This window comes from Streptomyces sp. YIM 98790, from assembly GCF_011421595.1.
GTDB lineage: Bacteria > Actinomycetota > Actinomycetes > Streptomycetales > Streptomycetaceae > Streptomyces.
This window is the reverse complement of sequence record NZ_WTLH01000301.1, coordinates 1-4,512: the sequence shown is the minus strand read 5'-3', so window position 1 is coordinate 4,512 and position 4,512 is coordinate 1. Positions and strand designations below refer to the sequence as shown.

Sequence of the window (4,512 nt, the reverse complement as noted above, 5' to 3'; positions counted from 1 at the left end):
GGCCGCCGTGCGGCAGCCGGCGGCGGGCGCGCCGCCGCAGGTCGTGCCGGGTGCCGCCGCTCGGGCGCGGGCGGCGGTTCGAGCACCAGTCCCCGGACGTCCCGCGCAGAGAGCCGCTCCGGGACGAAGTACGCTGAGAGCATGTCTGAACGCCGCACCGTCGCCCTGGTCACCCTTGGCTGCGCCCGTAACGAGGTGGATTCCGAAGAGCTGGCCGGCCGGCTGGCCGCGGACGGCTGGGACCTGGTGACGGATGCCGCGCAGGCCGATGTGGCCGTGGTCAACACCTGCGGCTTCGTGGAGACGGCCAAGAAGGACTCGGTCGACGCCCTGCTGGAGGCCAGCGACCTGAAGGGATCAGGAGAGGGCCGCACCCGGGCCGTGGTGGCCGTGGGCTGCATGGCCGAGCGGTACGGCAAGGAACTGGCCGAGGCCCTGCCCGAGGCCGACGGCGTGCTCGGCTTCGACGACTACGCGGACATCTCCGACCGGCTGCAGACCATCCTCTCCGGCGGCCGCCACACCCCGCACGTGCCGCGCGACCGGCGCAAGCTGCTGCCGGTCAGCCCGGCCGAGCGGCAGGCCGGCGCCGGCGCGGTGGCGGTGCCCGGTCACGGCGCCCCGGCCGATCTGCCCGAGGGCCTGGCCCCCGCCTCCGGGCCGCGCGCCCCGCTGCGCCGCCGCCTGGACAGCAGCCCGGTGGCGTCGGTGAAGCTGGCCTCCGGCTGCGACCGGCGCTGCTCCTTCTGCGCCATTCCCTCCTTCCGCGGCTCCTTCATCTCCCGGCGCCCGGCGGATGTGCTGAGCGAGGCCCGCTGGCTGGCCGGGCAGGGGGTGAAGGAGATCATGCTGGTCTCCGAGAACAACACCTCCTACGGCAAGGACCTGGGCGACATCCGGCTGCTGGAGGCGCTGCTGCCGGAGCTGGCCGCGGTGGACGGCCTGGAGCGGATCCGGGTCAGCTACCTTCAGCCCGCCGAGATGCGTCCGGGACTGATCGACGTGCTCACCGGGACGGAGAAGGTGGCGCCCTACTTCGACCTGTCCTTCCAGCACTCGGCGCCGGGCGTGCTGCGCGCCATGCGCCGGTTCGGTGACACCGACCGGTTCCTGGAACTGCTGGACACCATCCGGGCGCGGGCGCCGCAGGCCGGTGTGCGGTCCAATTTCATCGTGGGCTTCCCCGGGGAGAGCGAGGCCGACCTGGCCGAGCTGGAGCGTTTTCTCGGCGGTGCGCGGCTGGACGCGATCGGGATCTTCGGCTACTCCGACGAGGACGGCACCGAGGCGGCGGGCTTCGACGGCAAGATCGCGCCCGAGGCGGTCGCGGAGAGAGTGGAGCGGGTCACCCGCCTCGCCGAGGAGCTGACCGCGCAGCGGGCCGAGGAGCGGATCGGTGAGCGGGCCCGGGTACTGGTCGAGGCGGTGGAGCCGGACGGCACGGCCTTCGGGCGCGGGGCGCACCAGGCGCCGGAGACCGACGGCCAGATCATGATCGGGGCCGGGGCCGGGGCCGGCGGCGCCGGGCTGCGGGTGGGTGCGTTCGCCGAGGTGGAGATCACCGGCACCGAGGGCGTGGACCTGGTCGCGGTGGCGTCGGCGCCCCGGGAGCCGGAGCAGGAACCGGCGTCCGCGACGGCAGCCGGGGCGGCCAGATGACGCGGGTACCGGCGGCCTCGGCCGCGGGCGCCGGGGGCGGCGGCCACGGCGGCATGGGGGTACCGAAGACACCCGAGGGGCGTGGCGGCGGTCCGGCGTCCGCCGCGTCGGCGGGCGGCACGGGGGCGGGCTCCGGGTCCGGGAGCGGGGCCGGGACGACCACCGCGGGGCTGTGGAATCTGGCCAACATCCTCACCATGGTGCGGCTGCTGCTGGTGCCCGGGCTTGTCGTGCTGATGTTCGTGGGCGGCGGGCATGATCCGGGCTGGCGGTCGCTGGCCTGGGCGGCGTTCACCATCGCCATGATCACCGACCTGTTCGACGGGGAGATCGCCCGGCGCCGCGGCCTGGTCACCGATTTCGGCAAGATCGCCGACCCGATCGCGGACAAGGCGATCATGGGGGCGGCGCTGATCTGCCTGTCCGTCCTCGGTGATCTGTCCTGGTGGGTGACGGCGGTGATTCTGGCCCGGGAGGTCGGCATCACCCTGATGCGGTTCTGGGTCATCCGGCACGCGGTGATCCCGGCCAGCCGGGGCGGCAAGATGAAGACCCTGACCCAGGGCGTCGCGGTGGGCATGTACATCCTGGCGCTGACCGGGCCGCTGGCCACGCTCCGCTGGTGGGTGATGGCGGTGGCGGTCGCGCTGACCGTGCTGACCGGGCTGGACTACATCCGGCAGGCGGTGGTGCTGCGGCGGCGCGGGCTGGCCCGGGAGCGGCGGCGGAACGCGGGCGGCGGCGCGGACGCCTCCGGTGCCTCGGACCGCGGGGCATGAGCGTTCTCGGCGGCCGGGGGGCGTCGGCCGGGGCGGACGAGGCGGGCCTGCCCGAGCAGGTGCTGGCGCTGCTTCTGGCACGGGGGCAGACCCTGGCGGTGGCGGAGTCGCTGACCGGCGGTCTGGTGGCGGCGGCGCTGACCGGGGTACCGGGCGCCTCCCGGGCGTTCCGCGGCTCGGTGATCGCCTATGCCACGGAGCTGAAGCGGGAGCTGCTGGGGGTGGACGGCGGGCTGCTGGCGGAGCGCGGGGCGGTGGACCCGGAGGTCGCCCGGCAGATGGCGCTGGGGGCGCGGGACCGGCTGGGCGCGGACTGGGGGATCTCCACCACCGGGGTCGCCGGACCCGGACCGCAGGACGGCAGACCCGTGGGCACGGTGTACACGGCGGTGGCGGCACCGGGCGCGGTGGACGCGGTGGCGGTGCGGGTGACCGCGGACGGTGACCGGGCGGCGATCCGGACCGCCAGCGTCCGCGGTGCACTGACCGCGCTCCGTAATGCATTGGTCGAAAACTGATCGCTTCATGACCGGAACTGTTCCACGCCGCCGTGTGAGGGCTGCCACCTGCGGGTTCCTCGCCGGGTCGGGGCATATGCGGGCGAGGCAATGCGCGTGTACCCCCCGGATTGCGGGTACCGGTGTTGATGCTGGGCGCACGCTCCGAGGATCGGGGTGTGATGCGTTCCCGATGGGTGTACGGTCGGGACGCGGGGAGTTCACGCGAATGGATCTAGCGCCCACACCATGCGCCTTCAGCGAACACGACGGCCTTCCCCTCACGGTTGGAGTCCGAGGCGGTACGGTGGGGCATGAAGCTAAGCGAGGCCAACGGTCCGAGGAGGGAGCCACCGATGATTCTGCTCCGTCGCCTACTGGGTGACGTGCTGCGTCGGCAGCGCCAACGTCAGGGCCGCACGCTGCGCGAAGTGTCCTCGTCGGCCCGGGTCTCGCTCGGCTACCTCTCCGAGGTGGAACGCGGACAGAAGGAGGCGTCCTCGGAACTGCTCGCCGCGATCTGCGACGCCCTGGACCTGAGGATGTCGGAACTGCTGCGCGAAGTGAGCGACGAACTGGCGCTGGCCGAACTCGCCCAGTCCGCGGCGAGCGACACCGTGCCGCCTCCGATGCGGCCGATGCTCAACCCCGTCCGGGTCACCTCGGTCACCAGCCGGCCGGACAGCGTCACCATCAAGGCCCCGGCCGAGGCCGTCGACGTCGTCGCCGCCTGAACCGTCGCCGCTGAACCGCCGCCGCCTGACCGCGGGCGCGGTCAGGCGCACCTCGGGCGGTCAGGCGCGCAGCCGCAGGCCCTGCGGGGTGGCATGAAAGCCCGCCTCCTCCAGCAGCCGTGCCCATGACGGCTCCCCGAGCACGGCCGCGCCGTTGACCCGGTTCACCGTCACCGAACTGCCGAGCGCGCCCGCCGCGGCCGCCCGGGCCAGGGCCCGCACCGCCGTGCGCAGCCGGCTCTCCGCCCGCACTTCGCCGCTCTCCCCGCTCCCGCTCTCCCCGTCCTCCTCGGCCCAGGCGAGCAGAGTCCGGCCGCCGCGCTCCACGTAGAGCACCAGCCTGCCGTCCACCAGCACCACCAGCGCGCCCGCCTTGCGGCCCGGCTTGTGCCCGGCCCCCTTGGGCGGCTCCGGCCACGGCAGCGCCGCGCCATAGGCGTTGGCCGGATCGGCCGCGGCCAGCACCACCGCCCGGGGCGCGGGCGCGGCCGGGCTCCGCTCACGGGCGCTGCTCACCGCGCGCAGCCGGTCCACCGCGCCGTCCAGTGCGAACTGCGCCGCGCCCAGCCCCTCCACCACGTAGCCGCGCCGGGCCTGGCCGCGCTCCTCGAACGCGGCCAGCACCCGGTAGGCGGCGGCGAAGCCGCCCTCCACGCCCTCGGCGGCCACCGCGCCCCGGGTGATCACGCCGTGCCGGTCCAGCAGCGTGTGGGCCAGGGCATGGGCCCGCAGCGTCGGATCCGTCTCCTGCGGGGGGAGCAGCGACCAGCGGCCCGCCATGGTGGGCGGCGCGGAACGCGCCACGGCCGGCCGGGCGCCGGCCGGCGAACCGTACCGGCCGCG

The 4,512-nt window shown here is 74.8% G+C and carries 4 protein-coding genes and 1 pseudogene; 4 read left to right on the top strand and 1 reads right to left on the bottom strand.

Annotated features, from left to right (window positions below; genetic code table 11):
* Positions 1–141: 141 nt before the first annotated feature.
* From rimO to GQS09_RS27060, 4 genes are all read left to right on the top strand, one after another.
* Positions 142–1,659 carry a 30S ribosomal protein S12 methylthiotransferase RimO gene (gene rimO, locus GQS09_RS27075; RefSeq protein WP_165990165.1) on the top strand — a complete coding sequence of 506 codons (1,518 nt, stop codon included), beginning with the start codon at positions 142–144 and terminating at the stop codon, positions 1,657–1,659.
* Positions 1,656–2,438, top strand: coding sequence for a CDP-diacylglycerol--glycerol-3-phosphate 3-phosphatidyltransferase (pgsA, locus tag GQS09_RS27070; RefSeq protein WP_165990164.1), 783 nt, complete (start codon positions 1,656–1,658; stop codon positions 2,436–2,438). Before rimO ends, pgsA begins: the two co-directional genes overlap by 4 nt.
* Positions 2,435–2,956: a CinA family protein gene (locus GQS09_RS27065; protein WP_165990163.1), complete on the top strand. Its 522-nt coding sequence runs from the start codon at positions 2,435–2,437 to the stop codon at positions 2,954–2,956. The genes pgsA and GQS09_RS27065 overlap by 4 nt, the downstream gene beginning before the upstream one ends.
* A gap of 335 nt (positions 2,957–3,291) precedes the next feature.
* Positions 3,292–3,669 carry a helix-turn-helix domain-containing protein gene (locus GQS09_RS27060; RefSeq protein WP_165990162.1) on the top strand — a complete coding sequence of 126 codons (378 nt, stop codon included), beginning with the start codon at positions 3,292–3,294 and terminating at the stop codon, positions 3,667–3,669.
* Positions 3,670–3,729: 60 nt separating this feature from the next.
* Here the strand turns inward: GQS09_RS27060 and GQS09_RS27055 are convergent.
* Positions 3,730–4,512, bottom strand: a pseudogene (locus tag GQS09_RS27055) (DEAD/DEAH box helicase); the annotation flags it as partial.

Coding starts and splice junctions, on each gene's coding strand:
- GQS09_RS27060 (WP_165990162.1), top strand. CDS start 3,292: ATGATTCTGCTCCGTCGCCTACTGGGTGACGTGCTGCGTCGGCAGCGC.
- pgsA (WP_165990164.1), top strand. CDS start 1,656: ATGACGCGGGTACCGGCGGCCTCGGCCGCGGGCGCCGGGGGCGGCGGC.
- GQS09_RS27065 (WP_165990163.1), top strand. CDS start 2,435: ATGAGCGTTCTCGGCGGCCGGGGGGCGTCGGCCGGGGCGGACGAGGCG.
- rimO (WP_165990165.1), top strand. CDS start 142: ATGTCTGAACGCCGCACCGTCGCCCTGGTCACCCTTGGCTGCGCCCGT.